Origin of the sequence: Methanosphaera cuniculi (genome assembly GCF_003149675.1) — an archaeon.
GTDB lineage: Archaea > Methanobacteriota > Methanobacteria > Methanobacteriales > Methanobacteriaceae > Methanosphaera > Methanosphaera cuniculi.
In genome coordinates this window covers 20,900-42,811 of record NZ_LWMS01000004.1, presented here as the reverse complement: position 1 = coordinate 42,811, position 21,912 = coordinate 20,900, and the positions used below count along the sequence as shown (strand labels likewise).

Annotated in this window: 14 protein-coding genes; 6 read left to right on the top strand and 8 right to left on the bottom strand. The window is 25.8% G+C overall.

Annotated features, from left to right (window positions below):
• Positions 1-57 precede the first annotated feature (57 nt).
• The 5 genes from MSCUN_RS00845 to metX all read left to right on the top strand — a co-directional run bounded on the left by MSCUN_RS00845 (position 58) and on the right by metX (position 7,513).
• Positions 58-1,017 carry a ketopantoate reductase family protein gene (locus MSCUN_RS00845; protein WP_095608115.1) on the top strand — a complete coding sequence of 320 codons (960 nt, stop codon included), beginning with the start codon at positions 58-60 and terminating at the stop codon, positions 1,015-1,017.
• A 1,097-nt stretch (positions 1,018-2,114) separates the two neighbouring features.
• A complete protein-coding gene (locus MSCUN_RS00840; RefSeq protein ID WP_095608116.1) occupies positions 2,115-3,239 on the top strand; it encodes an AAA domain-containing protein in 1,125 nt (374 codons plus the stop codon).
• Between the two features lie 11 nt (positions 3,240-3,250).
• The gene (locus MSCUN_RS00835; RefSeq protein ID WP_095608117.1) at positions 3,251-3,970 is read left to right on the top strand and encodes a DEAD/DEAH box helicase; all 720 of its coding nucleotides are present in this window, start codon (positions 3,251-3,253) and stop codon (positions 3,968-3,970) included.
• 567 nt (positions 3,971-4,537) lie between these two features.
• On the top strand, positions 4,538-5,827 hold the full coding sequence (locus MSCUN_RS00825; RefSeq protein ID WP_095608118.1) for an O-acetylhomoserine aminocarboxypropyltransferase/cysteine synthase family protein: 1,290 nt from the start codon (positions 4,538-4,540) through the stop codon (positions 5,825-5,827).
• A gap of 264 nt (positions 5,828-6,091) precedes the next feature.
• Positions 6,092-7,513: a homoserine O-acetyltransferase MetX gene (metX, locus tag MSCUN_RS00820; RefSeq protein ID WP_245837625.1), complete on the top strand. Its 1,422-nt coding sequence runs from the start codon at positions 6,092-6,094 to the stop codon at positions 7,511-7,513.
• Positions 7,514-7,777: 264 nt separating this feature from the next.
• On the opposite strand, the gene MSCUN_RS00815 is transcribed toward metX, so the two are convergent.
• The 8 genes from MSCUN_RS00815 to aksF form a co-directional block, all read right to left on the bottom strand.
• Positions 7,778-14,809 carry an Ig-like domain-containing protein gene (locus MSCUN_RS00815; RefSeq protein ID WP_109582943.1) on the bottom strand — a complete coding sequence of 2,344 codons (7,032 nt, stop codon included), beginning with the start codon at positions 14,807-14,809 and terminating at the stop codon, positions 7,778-7,780.
• Complete coding sequence (locus MSCUN_RS00810; protein WP_095608121.1) at positions 14,784-15,074, bottom strand: hypothetical protein; 291 nt, start codon at positions 15,072-15,074, stop codon at positions 14,784-14,786. The genes MSCUN_RS00815 and MSCUN_RS00810 overlap by 26 nt, the downstream gene beginning before the upstream one ends.
• A gap of 988 nt (positions 15,075-16,062) precedes the next feature.
• Complete coding sequence (locus MSCUN_RS00805) at positions 16,063-16,266, bottom strand: hypothetical protein (RefSeq protein WP_095608122.1); 204 nt, start codon at positions 16,264-16,266, stop codon at positions 16,063-16,065.
• A gap of 16 nt (positions 16,267-16,282) precedes the next feature.
• The gene (locus MSCUN_RS00800) at positions 16,283-16,609 is read right to left on the bottom strand and encodes a hypothetical protein (protein WP_095608123.1); all 327 of its coding nucleotides are present in this window, start codon (positions 16,607-16,609) and stop codon (positions 16,283-16,285) included.
• 65 nt (positions 16,610-16,674) lie between these two features.
• Positions 16,675-17,565, bottom strand: coding sequence for a hypothetical protein (locus MSCUN_RS00795; RefSeq protein ID WP_095608124.1), 891 nt, complete (start codon positions 17,563-17,565; stop codon positions 16,675-16,677).
• A 197-nt stretch (positions 17,566-17,762) separates the two neighbouring features.
• Positions 17,763-18,080, bottom strand: a complete 318-nt coding sequence (locus MSCUN_RS00790; RefSeq protein WP_095608125.1) for a hypothetical protein — start codon at positions 18,078-18,080, stop codon at positions 17,763-17,765.
• Between the two features lie 173 nt (positions 18,081-18,253).
• Positions 18,254-19,348 carry a fructose-1,6-bisphosphate aldolase/phosphatase gene (fbp, locus tag MSCUN_RS00785; protein WP_095608126.1) on the bottom strand — a complete coding sequence of 365 codons (1,095 nt, stop codon included), beginning with the start codon at positions 19,346-19,348 and terminating at the stop codon, positions 18,254-18,256.
• A 405-nt stretch (positions 19,349-19,753) separates the two neighbouring features.
• On the bottom strand, positions 19,754-20,734 hold the full coding sequence (gene aksF / locus MSCUN_RS00780; RefSeq protein ID WP_095608127.1) for a homoisocitrate dehydrogenase: 981 nt from the start codon (positions 20,732-20,734) through the stop codon (positions 19,754-19,756).
• Positions 20,735-21,004: 270 nt separating this feature from the next.
• Here aksF and MSCUN_RS00775 point away from each other — a divergent pair, with 270 nt between their 5' ends.
• On the top strand, positions 21,005-21,610 hold the full coding sequence (locus MSCUN_RS00775) for a HEAT repeat domain-containing protein (RefSeq protein ID WP_095608342.1): 606 nt from the start codon (positions 21,005-21,007) through the stop codon (positions 21,608-21,610).
• The last annotated feature ends 302 nt before the right edge of the window (positions 21,611-21,912 follow it).

Genomic DNA, 21,912 nt, shown 5'->3' with positions numbered 1-21,912 from the left:
AAATATATATTATATAATAATAAATAAATTAAAGAAAAAAAATTTTGATGATTAAAAATGAACATTTTAATAATAGGATCAGGAGCAATAGGAATAGCACTAGGAGCATCAATGATATCAGAAGGTGCAGATGTATCATTTTATGCAACAGAAAATACGGCTAAAATGCTACGTGAACATGGAATTGAAAGAATAGGATTATTTAAAAATCTATCATATAAACCAAGCGAATTTAATGTATATACATCATATGATGAAATACCAGAAGATACATTTGACTATGTATTTATCACAACAAAAACCACAGTAAATGAAAATGTATCAGAAAAATTAGATAAATACTGTGATATACTACATTCTAATGCTAAAATTATAATTTTCCAAAATGGATTTGGAAATGATGAATACTATCTTAGATATTTTAGCAAAAATCAAGTATTCTCAGCACGCGTAATAACAGGATTTATAAGACCTCAAAAAAATATAAGTGAAATAACAGTACATACAGCACCAATACTAATTGGATCACTTCAAAATGTAGAAATTAGTGATGATCTTAAAAAAATAGCTCAGATGATAAACAATTCAGGAATACCTGCTAGTACAACCGAGTGTGTTGAACAATACTTATTAGCTAAATTACTTTATAATTGTGCATTAAATCCACTAGGTGCACTTCTTGGTGTTTGTTATGGAAAGTTAACTGAAAATAAGTATACTGTTGATATTATGAATAATATTATTGATGAAATATTTAATGTAATTGAAAAATTAGGATATAAAACACTATGGGATGATGCTTCTTCATATCGTGAGGAGTTCTACTTGAAACTTGTTCCTGATACATATAATCATACCTCATCAATGCTTCAAGATTTTAATCGTAAACAACACACTGAAATTGATTCACTTACTGGTAAAATTATACAACTAGCAGATATTGCAGGTGTTGATGTTAAAACAAACAAAGTAATTTATGATCTTATTAAAACTCGTGAATTAAGCTTTGAAAAATAGCAGAATACTACTTTCTAATATTTAATAAAAAAGTTAGCACATGTTTTTTTATAAATATTTTTCAAAAGTATTTCATTTCTTTTTTTTTAATTTTATTTTTTTTTTGAAACTTTTTTTTTAGTAAAATCTTTTTTTTATCATTATATAAAATTCTATATTTTAAGAATAAAATTTTTGTTTTTAATTAAGTTTTTATTATATATTAAACATATATAGAATTATAATATATTAATCATAATTAATTTAATATATTATATATCCAGAAAGAAATCTTTAAAATTTATTAAATCATTAAATGATTTGTTAAATATATTATGATAAATATTTTCTTTTTAGATGAAATTGAAACACGGAACAACTAAATTATATCCTATAAAAAAAATGAGAGATGTAAAAAAAGAAATTTTCATGATGGATATTGATGAGAATGGATAAACTTATCAAATTCATCATTCTCTCTCTTTTTTTTAATTTTAAATGCTCTTTTTTTGGTATCATATTTCTTTTTTTTATGACGATTACAATAATTTTAATTTTCTTTTGTATGTATCTTTTTTTTCTTAATTTAATTTATGGAAAAAATAAATAAAAAAATAACTGCTTTTATTATTAACTACTTTTATTTTTTTAGGGTTTAATTATTAAAATTAATTCTTTTAAATATTTGTGTTTAATTTTAAGTTTTTTATGTTTTTTTTAACTAGGACTTTATTTTTTTTTTTACTATATTCTCTGTTTTTTTTCGGGGTGTGGTTTTTATTTTTTTCTTGAAATATTTTTTTTATAGCTTATTAAATCTTATATTGAGTGTATAACTTCCGAATTTTTTTTATTTTTTTTTATATTCACGTTTTTCATCCATTTTTTTAGCCTTAATTTCATACATTTTCCTGCCTTTTTTTTTATTGTTCTTTATATTTTTCTTTAAATGATTTATTTTAGTTTTTATACATTAAATTTTTTGTTTTTTGATGTTATGAAAAAATATATTTTTTTATATGAACTAATAAAAGTATGAATTTTTTTAAATTTTGTATTACTTTCTACAAATAACTATATGTAATACTAAATATATAAATGTTATTACAAATTACATTATGAAAAAACCAAATAAAATACTAAATCACTTAAAAAAACAAATACAAAATGAAAAGAAAAACAACCAAATACATGCTAAAATAACATATATACATGAAAATAAGATACATGTATCACTAAAAAATCCAACAAAGATTCCTAAAAATACACAAATAATAACACATCACATTAAAGGTATAATAACAAAAAATAACCATAAAAATCTTGAAATAAAACTAACAAAACCTCACAAGTTCAGATTACATGATAAAATTATAATAAAAAACATACAAAATGAAACCATAACACATAAACTTGAAAAAATAGTATCACAAATTGAAAATAATCAACTAAATGAAGATAATCTTGAAACATTACAACTACTACAAACACAAATAAATCCAGAATATGACACAAATATCACATATTATAATCATAAACTTAATAAAAATCAGAATAAAGCTGTTAAAAAAGCACTCCAAACATCAAAATTTCATCTAATACAAGGACCACCAGGATGTGGAAAAACATATACAATAGTAAATCTCATAAAACAACTTCATAAAAACAAAAAGAAAATACTAATATGTTCACATACACATATAGCAGTTGATAATGTAGTTGAAAAACTAGAAAACATAGCAGATGATGATATTTTAAGAATTGGTAATAAAAATAAAATCAGCCAAAATAACTTAAAATATACAATAGATGAACATATTAAAAAAGCACCAGAATATAGTGAAATACAAAAATATAAAGATAAAATAGAAGATATTAAAAGTCTTACAAATAAATCTTCTATAAATAATGATCCACTTATCATTGATAATAATTGTGAGTCTATATTTTCACGTTTATTTAGAAAATTACTCCCAACAAATAATAAGACAACTAATTATATTAATGAAGTAAGTTATGATGAAAATAGTATTTATGAACTTGAATGTAAGATTAGTAATATAGAAAATTCATTAAATGATACAATAGTTAGAAATGTTTCAATTATTGCAACGACTGTAATATCAGCATCAAGTTTTCTCATTGAAAATGTTGAATTTGATTATGTTATAATGGATGAAGCAAGTCAAGTTCCTCTTTATTTATCATTAATTGCTCTTTTAAAATGTGAGAAGTTTATTTAATTGGTGATAATATGCAACTTGAACCAATACATAATAATAACACATCAATGTATCTTAATAAGTCTATTTTTACAACACTTCTTATGTTATATCCTGATAATTTTACATTTCTTAATATTCAGTATCGTATGAATCAGGAAATTTGTGATATTGCAAGTAATTTGTATTATAATGGAAAGCTTAAAACATATGATAAAATTGCAAATAAAAAAATTAGTGTTGATAACTCTTCTATTTTTGTTGATGATTCACCCGTAGTTTTTATTGATACTAGTGGTGTTTCATATAATGAGGCGAGAATTAATCGTAGTTGTTATAATAAATTTGAAGCTGAAGTTATTTTAAGTATAATTAAAAATCTTATAGATAATGATATAAAATGTGAAGATATTGGTGTTATTTCAGCTTATAGATGTCAGAAATTATATATTAAAAAGTTACTTGAAGATAATGGAATTAATGATGTTGAGGTTGATACTGTGTATCGTTTTCAGGGACGTGAGAAAGATGTTGTTATTTTGAGTTTTTGTAAGAGTAATAATGGTGTTTTATCACGTTTTGAGAGTGATTTTATTTCAAATATTAATCAATTAAATGTTTCAATTACTCGCAGTCATTATAAATTAATTATGATAGGTGATCTTGATTTTTTAACTCATGCTTTAAATATTAAAAAGCTTATTTATATGTTGGGTAGTTTTAATGTTATTCATTTATCAGATATGTTTTAATATGGAATATATGATTATATTGTTTGATGTAATATAAGGGGCGTTAAGTTTATATACTAAATACAATATAACAATAGTTATATCACTTAGTGTGATTACAATTTTTTATAAATTAAGCAAGCCAAGTTTTATTTTATAATACCTGATATAACAATGTTATATTTACACCCCATTTAAAAATATATTATATACTAAACACAAAGAAAAAAAAATCACCACCACACTCATACACTCAACCTAAAAAAAGCATCCTATAAAAAAAAGGTTAATGAGTGTATGAGAAAAAAAAACATCCTAATCATAAAAAAAAATTATCACCAAAAAAAAATTATCACCAAAAAAAAATTATCACCAAAAAAAAATTATCACCAAAAAAAAATTATCACCAAAAAAAAATTATCACCAAAAAAAAATTACCTAAAAATTCAATACAAACAAAAAATAAAATATAAAAAAAAGAAAACCCTAGATTAAAAAAAAAGATAAATAAACTAAAACAAAAAATAAAAAAATAATTCTAACCCAATAAAAAAAAATAGAAACCAACAAATAAGTGGAGAGAATAAAATGGCATATGAAATAAAAAATAAAAAAAATATAGCAACAATAGGACTACACGTAGGACAAGAAGAAACAGATGAAACAGGATCAAGAGTAACACCAATATATCAAACCACATCATACGTCTTTGATAATGCAACACAAGCAGCAAACAGATTTGCACTAAAAGAAGGCGGAAACATATACACAAGACTTACAAACCCAACAACCGAAGCATTCGAAAAAAGAATGGCAGCAATAGAAGATGGAACTGCAGCATATGAAACAGCATCAGGAATGGCAGCAATATTCTATGCAATAATAAACCTAACAGAAGTAGGAGATAACATAGTATCATCCTCAAGTCTATATGGAGGAACAGTAGAACTCTTTGAAAACACACTTAAAAACATGGGTCGTGAAGTAAAATTTGTAGATGGAGATAAACCAGAAGAATTCAAAGAAGCAATAGATGAAAAAACAAAAGCACTATATGTTGAATCAATAGGAAACCCACAACTACACATACCAGACTTTGAAAAACTCGCAGACATAGCACACTCAAATGGCATACCACTAGTTGTAGATAACACAATAGGTGTTGGAACAATAAGACCATTTGATCATGGAGCAGATATTATAGCAAGCTCTGCAACAAAATACATTGGAGGACATGGAACAACACTAGGTGGAATAATCATTGAAAAAGGAGACTTCCCATGGGATAATGGAAAATTCCCATCACTTGTAGAACCTGATGAAACATATAATGGACTATCATTTTATGAAACATTTGGTCCTGCAGCATTCACAACAAGAATAAGAGCAGTACTAGGACGTGACACAGGAGCTGTACCAAGCCCATTTGGATCATTCCTATTATTACAAGGACTTGAAACATTAGATTTACGTGTAACACAACATGGAAAAAATGCACAAGCAGTAGCAGAGTTTTTAGAAGATAATCCAAAAGTTGCATGGGTAAACTACTCAGGACTTAAAAGTAGTCCAAATCATGAAATAGCATCAAAATATGTAGAAAAAGGATACAGTGGAATGGTATCATTCGGACTAAAAGCAGGATATGCAGGTGCTGTAAAATTCATAGAAAATGTAGAACTACTCTCACATCTTGCAAATGTAGGAGATGCAAAATCACTAATCGTACACCCAGCATCAACAACACACTCACAACTAACTGAAGAACAACAAATAGCATCAGGTGTAACACCAGATCTAATAAGATTCTCAGTAGGAATAGAAGATTTAGAAGACATCCTAGCAGATGTAAAACAAGCACTAGATAAAATAGACTAGAAGTATCATCAACACCAAACCTCTTTCTCCTCCCATATTTAACCTCCATTCATCTTATTTTTTTTATACTCTTTCAATTTAACTTAAACATCTTGTTTAATTATTAAAGAAAAATTGTAACAATAGTTATAAACATAACAAAATATAATATTATATAATATCACATAATTAATAACAATTAATTATTAACAACTACAATAATAGGAGGGAAAGTCAATCACAAATAGAAAAACACTAGGAAACATACAAACACAAACATACACAATGAAAGAAGACCTAAAACTTGAAACAGGAGACATACTAAAAACACCAACAATAGCATATGAAACATACGGAAAACTAAACAAAGAAAAAAGCAACGTAATACTCATATGTCATGCACTAACAGGTGATGCACATGCAGCAGGATGGCATGAAGGAGATAAAAAACCAGGCTGGTGGAATATAATAATAGGACCTGAAAAACCATTAGATACCAACAAATACTTCATAATATGCTCAAATGTAATAGGAAGTTGTAAAGGATCAACAGGACCAAGTTCAATAAATCCAGATACAGGAAAACCATACGCACTAGATTTCCCAATTATCACAATAACAGACATGGTAAATGCACAGAAAAAACTACTTGATCATCTAGGAATATCACAATTATTTGCTGTAGTAGGAGGATCTATGGGTGGAATGCAAGTACTCCAATGGACAATAAACTACCCTGACATGATACGAAATGCAATAATGATAGCATCAGGAGCATACTCAACACCACAACAAATAGCATTTAATGCAGTTGAAAGACGAGCAATAACAGAAGATCCTAACTGGAATAAAGGAAACTATTATGACAAAGAAAAACCAGAACAAGGACTATCTGTAGCACGAATGATTGGACATATCACATACCTAAGTAATGAATCAATGTATGAAAAATTCGGACGAAGACTACAAGATAAAAATGATTTCAGTTATGATTTTAGTAATGAATTTCAGGTAGAAAGCTACCTTGAATACCAAGGAGCATCATTTACAAAGAAATTTGATGCAAACAGCTATCTTTACATGACAAAAGCATTAGACTACTATGATGTACGTGTAAATAATTCACTAGAAGAAGCATTTAAAAACATAAAATCCAAAATGCTTATCATGTCAATTACATCAGACTGGTTATACCCAAATGATCACATGGAAGAAATAGTACGAGCACTAAGAGCAAACAATGTAAATGTAAGCTATTCAAAACTTAACTCAGAATATGGACATGACGCATTTTTAATTGAAAATGGACAAATGAACTATATTCTTAGTAACTTCCTATCACATGCAACAGTACGAGATGTAATGTCAAGTAACATTATAACAATCGATGAAAAATACACAGTAAAAAAAGCAGCAGAACTAATGTTAAAAGAAAACAAAACACATATACCAATAGTAGATAATAAAAATCATATTGTTGGAATAATCACAGCATGGGATCTTTCAAAAGCAATAGCGACAAATACAGATAATATTGATGATATTATGACAAAAGATGTTATAACATGTCATGAAGGTGACTCAATTTATGATATTCGTGATATGATGCAAAAATATAGTATATCATCAATACCAGTAGTAAATGATGAAAACATAGTTATAGGAAATATAACATCATATCATATAAATAATCTACTTGAAGCATGAGAATATTATTAAAAAGTTTTCATAAAATAAAAAATTTCAGGATATCTTCTTCCATCCTCTCTTTTTTACCCTCCATCCTCTTTTTTTTGTTTAGGTTATTTATCACTATAAAAATTAAATTTATGATAATCTTCTTTTTTTAAGTTTTAGGTTAGAAAATGTAGTGATAATATTAATATAATAATTTTTAATTATCAAAAAAAAATAAGAAAAAAAAGAAGGGAGGGGAGTGAAATTTAAATGTAGATTCTTCTTTTTTTAAGTTTATGCTTTTATTGTTAATGCTTCTTGTGTGCATCTTGCAGTTTCTACGTAACTATTTCCTGAGTATGTTACTGTTATATTATATGTTTTACTTTTCATGTCTTTTGGAATGTATAGGTGTATTGTTGCTTCTCCATTTGATATTCTTAATGGTTCAGAATTTACAACACCATTTTCATCTACATCTTTTTGAGTTATTCCATTTATTTTAAATGCTACTTTACCACTTGTTATATTTTCATTTGTCATATTTGTTTTAAATGTTGCTTTTAGTGTTATGTAATCTCCAGGTTTAGCTGTTATTTTATTAATGTTAATTAAAGCTCCTTGTTTGTATGCATTTATTGTGAAGTTACATCTTTTTGTATTATATTTACTATTTTCACCAACTACTATTTCTAAAGTATTATTACTTCTTAATGTTTTTGGTATTTCTATGTATTCACATAGTTTTCCATTGTTTATAGTTGTTTTTAGTATTGTTTTTCCATTATATTTAATTGCTACTTTATTTTTTCCTACTAGTTGGTTTCCATATACATCATAGAGTGTTTCATTAATTAATAATTTTGCACCCATGTTTGTGTTAATTGTTTTAGTATCTAATACTATATCTTTTTTTCCAACTGATAATATGACTGTTGTATTTGAAGATTTTTGAATATTATTTCCATTAAATTCTGCTATAAGTTCATAATCTCCCATGTCAAGATCTTTTAGACTAAATGTAGTTTGTGCTAATCCATTTACTATACTTACAGTAGATGTTTTATTTCCAAGTTTAAATGTTACATTACCTTCATATACAATATTACCATTTGAATCCATAATCATTACTTTTGGATTTACTTCTACTTTAGGATTTGTTATATTAGGCATTAAAGTAGTTGTACTAAATTTATTAATTTCAATAGTTTTATTTAAAATTTTTAATTGTTTTTCTGCTTTTAGATCTATATATCTAATTTTTACATCTAATGATCCAACATCATCTTTTGTTAATGTATAATTATAAAGTGCTGTACCATTATCATCACTACTAAGAGTTATATTTCCTACTTCTTTACCATTAACTATGAATATTACAAGACCATCTTCTACAGGTATATATTGTCTATCTGGACGATATTTAAATGTAACATTAAATAATACACTGCTAAGTGCATCTGTTGAAGATACTATATTTGAACTTACTTGTACATTAACTACTTTTCCAACATTATATCTTACTATATTATTTACTGTATCATTTATATTTTCTTGCAATACTGCAACATCTCCCCCGTGTGTAGCTGTTATTAAACTGTTATATTCAATTGTATTTCCTACTCCTTCAATAATATTTATTAGATTTCCTGAATTTCCTGATTGTATGGAGCAATCTCTTATTGTATTATTGTGTGAGTTATTTATTATTATAGGTATTGTTCTAATAGTATTAGTTCCATACCCTGGTATATTTATGTTTTCAAATCTATTATATGTTGAATTATTTTCCACTAATATTAATTGTGTATTTGATATATCTGCTCTTAAACTTCCACTAAACTTGTTATATGATGAATTATTTAATTTTAAATTTACCATATGGTCAGATGAATAACATCCAATTGAAGCATCTACTATGTTATAATTTGAGTTATTAAGCACTACTCCACATGCTTCATTAGCATAGAAAGGTTGGAAAGTAGAACTCTTTGTCATGTTTATATAGTTATTATTTGCATTATTTAATAAAACACCAATTACATTATAGTATTGTGATTCTAAAGTCTCTATGTTAATTTTATTAGAATCTCCTTCTATTGTAATTATTGTTGCATTATTTTCTGATGCTCCTCTTATCACACCATTAGATAACATGATATTGTTATTATTTCCAAGTATTAATATTGGATTTATATTATTTGTTGATGTAATATTTAATTTATCCATATTAAAAGTACAGTTATCTGCATAAATTTTAACTTTAGTATTTTTTCCTACTAAAGTTACACCTGTTATATTTGTATTTGTAGCTTTTTTATCAATAATTATTATACAATCTTCAAGTGTTGTTTTCTCTGAAATTAAATTTAATGGTTTGGTTATATTAAGTGTTTTTCCATATAAGTTTCCTGAAATTAATATTGTAATATGTGATGGTATTTCATCTTTTAATACTCCATTTTTATCAAAGAATTCAGAGTATGTTTTTTCATTAAGAGTAATAAATGATGTTGGATTTTCAGGATAGTTTAAACGTATACGATTTAAAATTCCATTATCCATAATTGAATCTTCTGCATAATATTCATTTGAATAGAGTGTATTTGTTTTAATAAGATTTCCACTTGATTCTTTATCAAGAGTTATTGTGTATTTATTTAGTGTTGATATTGTACTTCCTGAAATCTGCATACCACTTGTATTTATTAATTTTATATCAGCACTATCATTTGTAATATTTCTTGCAATTGTATTTATTATATTATTTGTTATATTGCTATTTTCTGATGAAACTATATTAAATGCCTCAGCATTTGTTCCATTAAGTTTTATTTTGTTTGCCTGGAAATCACAATTATTACATTGATATAAACTAAATCCTACAGTTTTATTTCCATTAAGTACTATTGATGATGAAGATGCTTGTGTGTTATTACACATTGATAATATAATACCTTGTGCATATGAACCATTACAAGTTATAATATCACTTAACCTAGTTCCATTTGATCCCATTACTTGAATTCCTGCTGGTGATTGTCCTTTTGTTATTATTCGATTATAGTTTGATTTTATTGTTTGATAGTTACTGTTAATTGCATAAGCATAATTATGACCATTTGTATTAATATTATTACTACTTATAGTATTTACATTTCCAGTTTTATTACCTATCATATTTACTGAATATATTGTATCATATTCATCTTTATATGAATTATAACTTGTAGTTATATTATTAACACTTACTGTTACACCTGTTGTATTAATAAGTTCAATAGAACATGTTGAAACAATACCACTTACCCAGTTAAGATTTGTTGCAGGACCATAGGTAGTTATATTATTACTTCTTATATTTGCTGATGTTGGTGTTACATTTCTAATACTTATTGATGCTACATTATCAGAACTATTTACAAAAATATTATTATAATTAATATTGAAACTAGCTGATGATACATTTGTTATATTAATTGCATTTGTATCAGCTGTAATATTTGTGTATTCTATGTTAATTACTGGTGAATTGATTATAATTGGTGTTTTTTCATTATTATTTATTATTGTTATGTTTTTAATATTTAGTTTAGTATTTCCTAATGTTTTTATTGTACAATTAGTTAATACTGCATTTTGATAATTTTGTAAGTTAATTGTTCTATCTATATTAAATATGAATTCTTTTGATTTAATAGTTCCATTAATTAATAAGTAAATTTCACGTATGTCACTTATTGGTTTCATGTTTCCTTGATTATCAAAGTATTCATTATAATTTTTCTCTGTGATAATATAATTTTTATAAGATGGAGTATTATCTTCTATTTTATTTGTTGTTGATGTTGTTTTTACAGATTCATCTCCTACAAGAATATCTGCAATTAATACATTGTTTGTAATATTATTATTTTCTCCATTAAGAACTATTGTATTATCAGCATTTGTTGTTATAGCTACATTTTCAACAATATTTTCATTAGAATTAAAGATTAATCCTGGTTCTTTGTTTGTATTTACTATTTTAACACCATTTATATTTGCTTTAGCATTATTTATGGTTATTGTTAAGTTAGATGATATTATATTACTAGTTTGTATAATTTGTATATCTTTATCTAGGATAATATTTTTATTTGTTAATGGGTTATTTATTTGAATTTGTGTTATGTTTTTAAATGTATTAAGTAATTTTCCATCATCATCAAAGTATCTATAGAATGTATCATCATCAACTTGTATGAGTGATGCTTGAGGTGTGTTATTTTCTATAATATTTGTTGTTAATGAATCATAGTTAATTGCTGCACTTCCTAAGAATCCTTTTGTTGATATGTAGTTATTTGTAACATTTGTTAAACTACTACTTCCAATTACAATACCATATATATCTTCTTGTGTTGTAATATTATTTCTAGTTATAGTGTTATTTTTCCCAATAACTGAAATTACACGATTAAATGTATTATTTTTGAGTATTACATTATCTGATTTAATTTCCACAGCATATGTTTCTCCACCTGTAATATTTAATACAGTGTTATTTTCAATCACATAGTATGCATTTGCATATGCTTTTAATGCAAATTGAAGTTCATTTAATGATGAAAGACTTTTGAATAATGAAGATCCTCTAGGAGAATTAAATGTATTATTTATTATACTTATATTATAATAACTAAAATCATTCGTAAATTTAGGTACATATATTCCTGTTGAATTATTAAATACACAGTTTGTAATATTTATATTTGATTGATCTAAATAGATGTCAAGTTGATCATTGTTAATAAATGTACATCTATCAACTACAGTTGTTACATTATCCATAGTTAAGTTAGCATAAAAGTTTGTTGATTGAGTATTAGCTGTAATTCCAGTTCCTGTTTTATATGTACTTCCACCATCATATTCAATGTTATCACGAATAGTTGAATTGATAATAGTTAAGTTTTTATCATTTGTAACTGTTCCCCATCTTGCATAGTTTTTCTGGAATGTAGAGTTTATTATTGTTGCTGTTCCATTATTATATATTCCTGCCCCATAGTTACCTGTACTGTTACTTTTACGGTTTGCTTCAAATAAGCTATTTAAAACTGTGAGATTTCCTTCAGAATTATTTTTTATACCAGCACCTACTCCACCATGGTTATATATAAATGATACGTTATTAACTATAAGATTTCCATTATTTGTAATTGTACCTGTTAGGTATGATTCAAAATTACTTTCTCCTGGATTCCAACAGTTTTTAATTGTAAGATTACTTAGTTTTATAAGTCCAGTTCCACTTGTTATGTTCATAGCCCAGTTTCCAGTTGCATTATTGTATGGATACCATATTGGTGTAGATAACCAATAGTATTCATCTGGGTCAAGAATTGTTTTTATGGTATAATTTACTTCTCCATCTATACTTGAATTTCCTACTCCTATAAAGTTTATATGAAGATTTCCAGGTACTGTTAGGTTTGTATTTCCTACTCCTTTGAAGTTTCCATCTAGGTATATGTTTGCATTTTGTTTGTTTGTATTTATTGTGTTTATTGCTTTTTGTATTGTTTTAAATGGACTAGTTTGTGATCCTGTGTTTGTGTCTGATCCTGTAAGATCTGATACATAGTAGTTATTTATTACTTCATCTGTTTTTGTTGTTTTTGTGTTTAACACTAGTTTTGTTTTTATTTCAGTTCTGCTTTCTTTATGGTTGTTATTTTCTCCATATATTGCTAGAACTTTTATTTCTCGGTTGTTCCAACTTTTTGGTATTGTGAAGTTTAGTGTTGTTTTTCCTTTTATTTTTAGGTTTTGTAGTGTTTTTCCTTCTATTTTTACACATATTTTTCCAGTTTTTACTGTGTTTCCTTTTTCATCTTTTGGATCTACTGTTATTTTTAGTATGTTTCCTTCAATTGTTGTTGTTAGATTTGTTTTTGTAACAAGTTTTTTAAGATGTAGTGTTGAGTTAGTACGTGCTTCTATGAATTTGCTACTTCCTCCATATGTTGTTGTTAGTATGTAATCTTTTGCTGAGTAGTTTTCTGGTATTGTGTAGTTTAGTTTTGCTGTTCCATACTTAATATTGCTATGTCCTATTGTACATCCATTGATTTTAAATGCTACTTTTCCATTTGGTATAAGTTTATTATCTGAAGTTTTAAATGTAGCATTTAATGTTATTGTTTCTCCTGGTTTTGCTGTGATATTGTTAAATTCTACATTTGAATGATCATATATAATATTAGCTATTAAAATGTTACCTGATGTTAATGTTATATTTTCATGATTTGCTGGAAGTTTACTAATATCTATCCTTGTTGTGTAATTATTTTCTGGATTTAATGATATTTTTGTTGTATTAATAAGATCAGATGATGATGTAATATTTATCACATATCCTAAACCAAGATTATTAATAATTTCATCTTTATCTTTATCTTCATAGATATATTTAATATCAAGTTTTTTAGTTTTCTGATTAAATACACTAGCATATTTTCCATTTACAATAAATGTAAAACCACTTTTATCATTAATAAAATAATTTTTTCCTACTATAGTATAATCCATGTAACGTTTATTTGATGTATTAAATACACAGTATTCTACAGTTTTATTAGAAGAACTTCCCAGAGCAATATCACTTCCACCATAAGTATATGATGCATAATTTCCTTCAAAATTACAGTTTGTAATATGAGCTGTAATCCTACCTGATTGAATTGCTATAGCTCCACCACGTCCTCTTTCTCCATTTGCAGAGTTATTAATGAAGTTAGAATAAGTTATATTACATGTGTATAAGGTATCTTTTTGGGCAAAGTAGATAGCACCCCCATAACATCCATTATAACCTTCTTGTATGAGTTTATTATTAATAAAGGTTGAATTTACAACTGTTAGATTATTATTAACATATATTGCTCCACCATAAATAGATGGTGTAGTTGTACTAACTTTATTATCTATAAAGTTACAATTATTAATATTTAATTCACTTTGAGTATATATAGCTCCACCAAGCGAGTCATTTAATCCATTTTTAAATGTTATATTATTAAAATTAATAATTTGATTCATACTTGTAATGTTAAAGAATCTTGTCTTATTTTCTCCATCAAAGATTGTTTTATCTACATTATTACCATTAATTGTAATATGTCTTAAATCTGTAATATTAGAAGATAATTCTTCTTTAAAATTATAGTTTCCATCTTTAAGGTTAATTGTGTATTGTGTTGTATTATCACCATTTTCTTGAATATTATTCCAAGAAGTTTTTAGTGTTTCATAGTCATTTGCTGTTTGAGTTTGTATCAATTGTTTTTTTAATTTGTTTATCTTTACTTGTTGTTTTTATAGTTTTATTTTTATTAATAGGTTTAGATATTTCAGCTTTAGTATCCTTTATATTTGAGGATTTTATAGTTGAAGTTATATTACTATTTGAAGTATCTTGTAAATTAATGCTGGTATCTGATATGCCATTATCATTGATATCATTTGTTGCATTAATACTACTAATTGATACTAGTAATATAAGTAGTGTTAAACCTAAGAATAAAAATTTTGTATTCTTATTCATATAAAAAAAATCCATTATAATTATTACTATAAACTATTTAAAATAATTTTATAAAAATTAAAAAATATTTTAATAATTTATACAATCATATTTAGAAAAAAATAACTATTTAAAACTTAAATAAATACAAAAATAAAACTAGATTTTAAGATATTACAACATATCTTTTTCACCCCCCCCCCCTTTATTTAGATTAAAATCTATTAAAATTAATTTTAAAGGATATTTTAATAAAATTATGTAAAATCTAGTAATTTATTAATAATTACAAAAAAATAAGAATTTCAACAAAAAAAAAATTTAAAAAAATTCCAATTACTCTTTAAGAAGTTTATGTTTAATATAAAAAATTTTAAAACTAGTATACTATTTCATATTTTTCCGAATGAAAATAAAAAAAAAGAGAAAGAATATGTTAATAAAAGAGAATTGTTTCTATTATTATTCTTTTAACTTTTTTTTATACTTTTATTATTTGTACTATTTTTGATGATGTAGAATTTTTCTTATAATATATCTGTGGTTTAACTACTATGAGTGTTCCATTATATGTTGCCTTATTATATAGACTGTTTTCACCTAGTATTATTGTTAGTTTGTATGTTGGATTTTCAAATGTATCTGTTGGTATTTCTACATTTATTAACCCGTCTGTTATGGTTGTTTTTATAAATGTTACTCCATTTATTTTAATACATATTTGTGTTTTTCCTTGAATTTGTTTTCCGTTTGTATCATTTACTGTTATTGTTAGTGTTGTGTTTGTTCCTTGAATAACTTTTATGTCTGTGAGTGTTTTATCAGGTATGGTATTTTTTTATTATTGTTAGATTTTGTGTAATACTTTCTTTATTATAGAATAAATTTATGTAAACTACTGTTATGTTTGAGTTTCTTGCTTCTATTTGTGTTGTTAGAGTGTAATTTAATTGTGCTTTTCCATTTACTACATCTGCTCGTATTAATTTACCATTTTCATCTTTTAGTGTTATTCCACTGATTTAAATATTACAAATCCACCATTAACAGGTGTTTTATCATCTTGTGTTATTGTCACATTAACTATTAGATTTTCTAGTGTTTTGGGTGTGTTTGTTTCTATTTGTATTGTTGTGTTTCTTTTTTGTATGTTTATTGTTTGTGTTATTGTTCCCATATTATAGTTAGTATTTGATCCGAGTATTATTAACATATGGTATGTTGGATTTTTAAATGTGTCTGTTGGTATTGTTATATTTTAGGATTCCATCTGTTATTTGTGTTTTAATTTGTGTTTTTCTATTTATTTTTATGCATACTTCTGTGTTTCCAATTAATTGATTTCCTTTTGTATCATTTATTATAAGGTATAATGTTTCATTTGTCATTGAGGTTATGTTCATATCATCTAATGTTATATTTGCAATACTTCGTTTTGTTATATTTAAGTTTTGTATGATAGTTGCATTGTTATAGTTTGTACTTTCAGGTATTGTTATTGTTATTGTGTATTCTCCTGGAGCTAGTGTGTTTGTTGGTAGTGTTACATTTAGCAATCCATCTTTTATTGTTGTATGTATTGTTTGTTTATCTACATTTATTATTACTGGTACCTCTCCTATTAGTGGGCTAATGTATTTGTTGATTTAAACTCAATATCTCTCATATTATTTGTAATATTTGAGTTTTTAAGTGTGAAATTTTTTGTTGAATAAATTGTATTATTATTGTTTGCTTTATTATTAGAAAATTGTGTATTATTTATTATTAAATCTCTTAGGTTATTTATTGCTCCTCCATTTGCTGTTGCCGTATTTTCTGTGAAATTTGAGTTTGTTATAATTATTATATCTCCAAAATTATTTATTACTCCACCAGTATTTGCATTATTTTTATTAAAATTTGAATCTATAATATTAATACTACAATTAATATTATTATGTATTACTCCACCATATTCTTCTGCTATATTTTGTGTAAAGTTTGAATTTCTAATATTTAAGATACTTTCTTGTGGTATAATACCAGTATATGTTTGTTGAGTTATTACTGCTCCATTATGTGCTCTGTTATTATAGAATATTGAGTTTGTAATGTTTACTTTTGAACGTCGTTCTAAAGCCATTACTCCACCATTTTCTGTTGCATTATTTTCATTAAGGTTTGAATTTGTAAGATTCATATTACCATAATTATATATTGCTCCACCTTCTGAATTTGCACTGTTTTGTGTGAAGTTTGAATTTGTAATATTTAATAAAGCTTTATTATATATTGATCCACCATCATATGATACAGTATTTTTTGTGAAGCTTGAATTTATAATTGTTACATGACTTACTGCACTTATATTATTATATATTACTCCACCATATCCTGCAGAATTTTCATTAAAGTATGAATTTGTAATGTTTAAAATTCCATCATTATATATTGCTCCACCTTCTGATTTGTGACATCTTTGAATTGTTATATTTTCTAATTTTATGGTAAATGATTTATTTATTACCATGAATTGTTTTTGGTTTTCTCCATCTATTATTTGTCCATTTCCAATTATTGTTAATACTTTTGTTGTTTGTGTTGTATTTCCCCAGTTAATTGTGTTTATAATAGTGTAATTTCCAGGATTTAGTGTTATTGTTGCTTCATGATCTGTTGATGTTGTTTTTATTTCTTCTATTTTATTGTATAATTCTGTATAGCTATTTACTGTTGTTGTATCTTTTTTTTTGTTATTTTTGTAGTGTTTTTATTTTTATTTAAAGTTGTTATATTTGTTTTTATTTTTTCTTTAGTTTGATTATTTATGATATTATTTTCATTTTTAGAATTAGTAATTGTTTGCTGATTTTGTTGTGTTTTAATTAGATTTGTGTTTTTCTGTGTATCTATTGTATGTTGTGTGTTTTCATGTGTTGTTATTGTATCTGTGGTATTATCTGTTGCATTAATTGTACTGAAACTTATTAGTGTTATGAGTATTAGTAATTCTATTAATAAAAATTTAGAATTTCTATATTTCATATAAAAGTCCTCATATAATTAAAAAAAATTTATTATTAAAAAAAAGTTTTTTCTAAGAAATATTAATAGTTTGTTATAAAAAAAAAGATTAAGTTCTAAAATTTCCTTATGTAATGTGTAAATTTATAAAAATTTATTAAAAAAAAGGAGTTAGAATATGTAAATTATTACATTTACATATCTTCAAATCTGTCTTCTAGTTTTTCAAGAACTCCAGGGAGGCTTGTGTATTCCATTTCATCAGCTGGTAATCTGTGTGGTTCAAATGGTCCGTGTCTTCTCATGTAGTTTGAGATTTCTACTGCTTTTTGTCTGGTTCCATCGAATGCTGGGTCATCAAACATATCTACAGGACCGATGAGTTTTGCGTTACTTACTTGGAATCCAAGTCCGATTACTCGTGGAGGTCCATCAAATCTTACAGGTCTTGCATCTTTTTGTCCTACAGGCATTAAAGGTCCGTTATGTGATCCTCTCATCCATCCACTTACAAGGTGTGGGAATGCGAATGCTTCGGATGTTTCTCCTCCTGCTGGGAATCCTGATTGTGATCTTACGATTGCTACAGGATCATCTTTTCCTACGTATTTTCCTGCCATCATATTGAGTTTGTCTGTACTTACTGCTGCTGCAATTTCGCCATCTGATCTTCTGAAGATTCTTTTTATTACGTATCTTCCTGTTGAACCGATTAATGCAAGTAAGTCATACATTTCATCAGGACATGACATGATAACTTTTCTGTTTTCAATTACATCATATACTTCAAAGTCGAATCCACCGTGTAGTGTTGGGTCGATTACTAAACCTGCAGTGTTAAATGGGTCTGCAAACATTTTAAATAATGGTAAGTTAAATGCTCCTGGTTCTGTTTTATCACAGCAGTATGCAAATACTGGGTCTGCTCCTCTTTCTTTGAATTCTATTTCTGCACTTCCAGGTCCCATTCCTTTGATGTTTCCACTGAATGTTTCTGATAATAAGTCTTGACCTGCACCGTATAATTTAAGGTCTTTTGCAATTTCTGCTCCTGCCATAAATGTGTCAAATGCGAGTTTGTGTACTTCTTCGTTATCAACACCGTTTGTGTGGGTCATGATCATATCTATATCGTCACCACAGTGAGTTATATAATAGTCTGTTAATAATCCTTCTTCTTTTGCTATTGATAAGTGATTGTCACATTCATCTAATAGTTTTTGGTGTGTTACTGCGTGTCCACCAACACTTCCAATATCTGCTTTTATTATACTTACAGTTGTTTTCATTTTAAGTTAATACCTCCTTGGGTAATAAAAATTACATACCAAACCTTAATGTTCCATTATTATAAAGTTTATGAAAAAAATAATAAGAATGAATTTAAGTATTTTTTTTAATTCTTTTTTAGAAATTTTTCCCATTTTTTCCTAAAAAAAAGAGAATTTACATACCTCATCTTTTCAATTATTCTATTTCATATCACTTTTTTTATGTAGTAGTTAAGATAGTAATTATATAAAAATTAAATAATTCACAATTTCTATTTTTGGGAATTATTCTTTGCAAAACTAAACAAAAAGTTTTTTTAAGATATTATAATATTTTCTTTTTCTACATTTATAAATTTATTTATATTATGTATTTTTACTCTAATTTTTAGGGTATGATTTATTATTAAATATCATTAGGTTTTATTCTATTTTATGTAATATTGCATCTGCCATTTGTTGTGTGTTGCTATGTCCACCCATATCAGGTGTTTTTACTTTGTTTTCATCTATTACTTTATATACTGCATTTTGTAGTTTTAATGCCTCATCTGTTAGGTTGAGAAATTCAAGCATTAAGGATGCTGAGAGTATCATTGCTATTGGATTTGCCTTGTTTAATCCTGCAATATCTGGTGCTGATCCATGTACTGGTTCAAATAGTCCATTATTAGATCCTATATTTGCTGATGGTATAAGACCTAAAGATCCAAGTAATCCTCCTGCTTCATCAGATAAGATGTCTCCAAATAGATTGGTTGTTACAATTACATCAAAATCTTGAGGACGTGTTATTAGATACATTGCTGTTGTATCAATATAGTAGTCTTCTGCTTTTATTTGTGGATATTTAGTTGCTACTTTATAGAATTCATCTTTAAATATTCCATCTGTTAATGGAAGTAGGTCTGCTTTATGTGATGCTGTTACTTTTTTATGTCCAGTTTTTTTTGCATAGTTAAATGCATATTCTGATATTCTTTCACATCCTTTGTATGTTATTTTCCTGTATGCTGATACTTCTTGTTTTTCTGGATTTTCAACTTCTAGGTGTGAATAGAGTCCTTCTGAGTTTTCACGTATTATTGTAAAGTTTATATCAGGATTGGTGTATGATTTTATTGGTCTTTGATTTACATATAAATCTAGAATACGTCTTAGTGTTACAATTGCACTTTTTTGTTGTGGTATTGATGTTACAGCTCCAAAGAGTGTACTATCTGTTTTTTTAGTAGTTTCAATAGTATCTTCAGGTAAGTTTGTCCCATATTCTTTGTAACATTCAGCTCCTGCTGGTTTGTGTATGAATTCAAATTGGGTGTTTAATGTTTCTAGAATTTCTATTGTAGGTTTCATTACTTCTTTACCTATTCCATCTCCAGGTATTGTTGTAATTTTATACACAGTTATTCAATCTCCATATACTTATTTTATATAAAATTTATTTTCAAAAAAAAATATTAAGAAAAAAAAATAGTTTTCATTATTTGTATTTGTTATAATATTTGGGCTTTTTATTATATTTATTTATTAAAAAAAAGTAATTATATAATTATTTTTAATGACAAATCTTTTTAGAATAAAAAATATAAAAATAATAATATAAAAATAATAATTAAAAAGTGAACATAAAAAAAATAAGAAAAAAAATAAGAGTAATGGAGAAATTAAAAAATGAGTAAAGAAGAAATACAAGATGCAGTATTAAAATTATCAGATAAAGATGACTTTGTAAAACTTGAAGCTGAAAACACAATAGCAATGAACATGCCAGAATCATTAGATGTGTTACATGAAGAAGTAGTTAAAAAAGAACATCCAAAAGGTGTAAAACTTCCAATTATAAGCTTACTTCGTCAATTTAATGACCCAGCATCAATAGAAATATTTGCACAATTATTACATGATCAAAATAAATGGGTAAGACGTGAATCAAGCTCAGCACTATCAGAATATGGTGAAAAAGCACATGAAACACTCCTAAAATTAGCAGATGATCCAAACTGGAGAGCACGTGGTGGTGCAATATGGGCACTTGCAAAAAATGCAGATGAATCAATGACAGATGTTTTCATCAAAGCAGCAAATGATGAAAGAAGCTTTGTAAGATCAGGATCAGTATTTGGACTAGGAAAAATAGGAACAGATGAAACAATGGCAATACTACAAGATCTTGCAGATAATGATGAAAGTGGATACATCCAATATAATGCACGTGCATTTATTAATGGAACATTTGATGAAGATGAAGAAGAACCAGATGAAGATAAACTAGAATAAAAAAAAATATATATTATATCACCACCTCCTTCATCATTTTATTCTTTTCATAAATCTTTTTATTACAAATATTATTAACCACCCCAAAAAAAAAATACTATCTTTTTTTATAAAATACTTAATAAAACAAATTAAAATTATCTTATAAAATATGAAAAAACATAATCATATCCCATGATAAACGTATATTAATAATTTTTCTAATTTAAACAATTAAACATCATATAACATTAAAATTTATACAAAATAATAATATACTAAAAAATATACTAAAAGTTTTATTATATATAACAATTAAAAAT

What these genes read in the sequence shown, in the direction of transcription:
- MSCUN_RS00845 (WP_095608115.1), top strand. Translation starts at nt 58, where the DNA reads ATGAACATTTTAATAATAGGATCAGGAGCAATAGGAATAGCACTAGGA.
- MSCUN_RS00840 (WP_095608116.1), top strand. Translation starts at nt 2,115, where the DNA reads ATGAAAAAACCAAATAAAATACTAAATCACTTAAAAAAACAAATACAA.
- MSCUN_RS00835 (WP_095608117.1), top strand. Translation starts at nt 3,251, where the DNA reads ATGCAACTTGAACCAATACATAATAATAACACATCAATGTATCTTAAT.
- MSCUN_RS00825 (WP_095608118.1), top strand. Translation starts at nt 4,538, where the DNA reads ATGGCATATGAAATAAAAAATAAAAAAAATATAGCAACAATAGGACTA.
- metX (WP_245837625.1), top strand. Translation starts at nt 6,092, where the DNA reads ATGAAAGAAGACCTAAAACTTGAAACAGGAGACATACTAAAAACACCA.
- MSCUN_RS00810 (WP_095608121.1), bottom strand. Translation starts at nt 15,074, where the DNA reads ATGAATAAGAATACAAAATTTTTATTCTTAGGTTTAACACTACTTATA.
- MSCUN_RS00805 (WP_095608122.1), bottom strand. Translation starts at nt 16,266, where the DNA reads ATGTTAATAATACTCGGATCAAATACTAACTATAATATGGGAACAATA.
- MSCUN_RS00795 (WP_095608124.1), bottom strand. Translation starts at nt 17,565, where the DNA reads ATGGTAATAAATAAATCATTTACCATAAAATTAGAAAATATAACAATT.
- MSCUN_RS00790 (WP_095608125.1), bottom strand. Translation starts at nt 18,080, where the DNA reads ATGAAATATAGAAATTCTAAATTTTTATTAATAGAATTACTAATACTC.
- fbp (WP_095608126.1), bottom strand. Translation starts at nt 19,348, where the DNA reads ATGAAAACAACTGTAAGTATAATAAAAGCAGATATTGGAAGTGTTGGT.
- MSCUN_RS00775 (WP_095608342.1), top strand. Translation starts at nt 21,005, where the DNA reads ATGAGTAAAGAAGAAATACAAGATGCAGTATTAAAATTATCAGATAAA.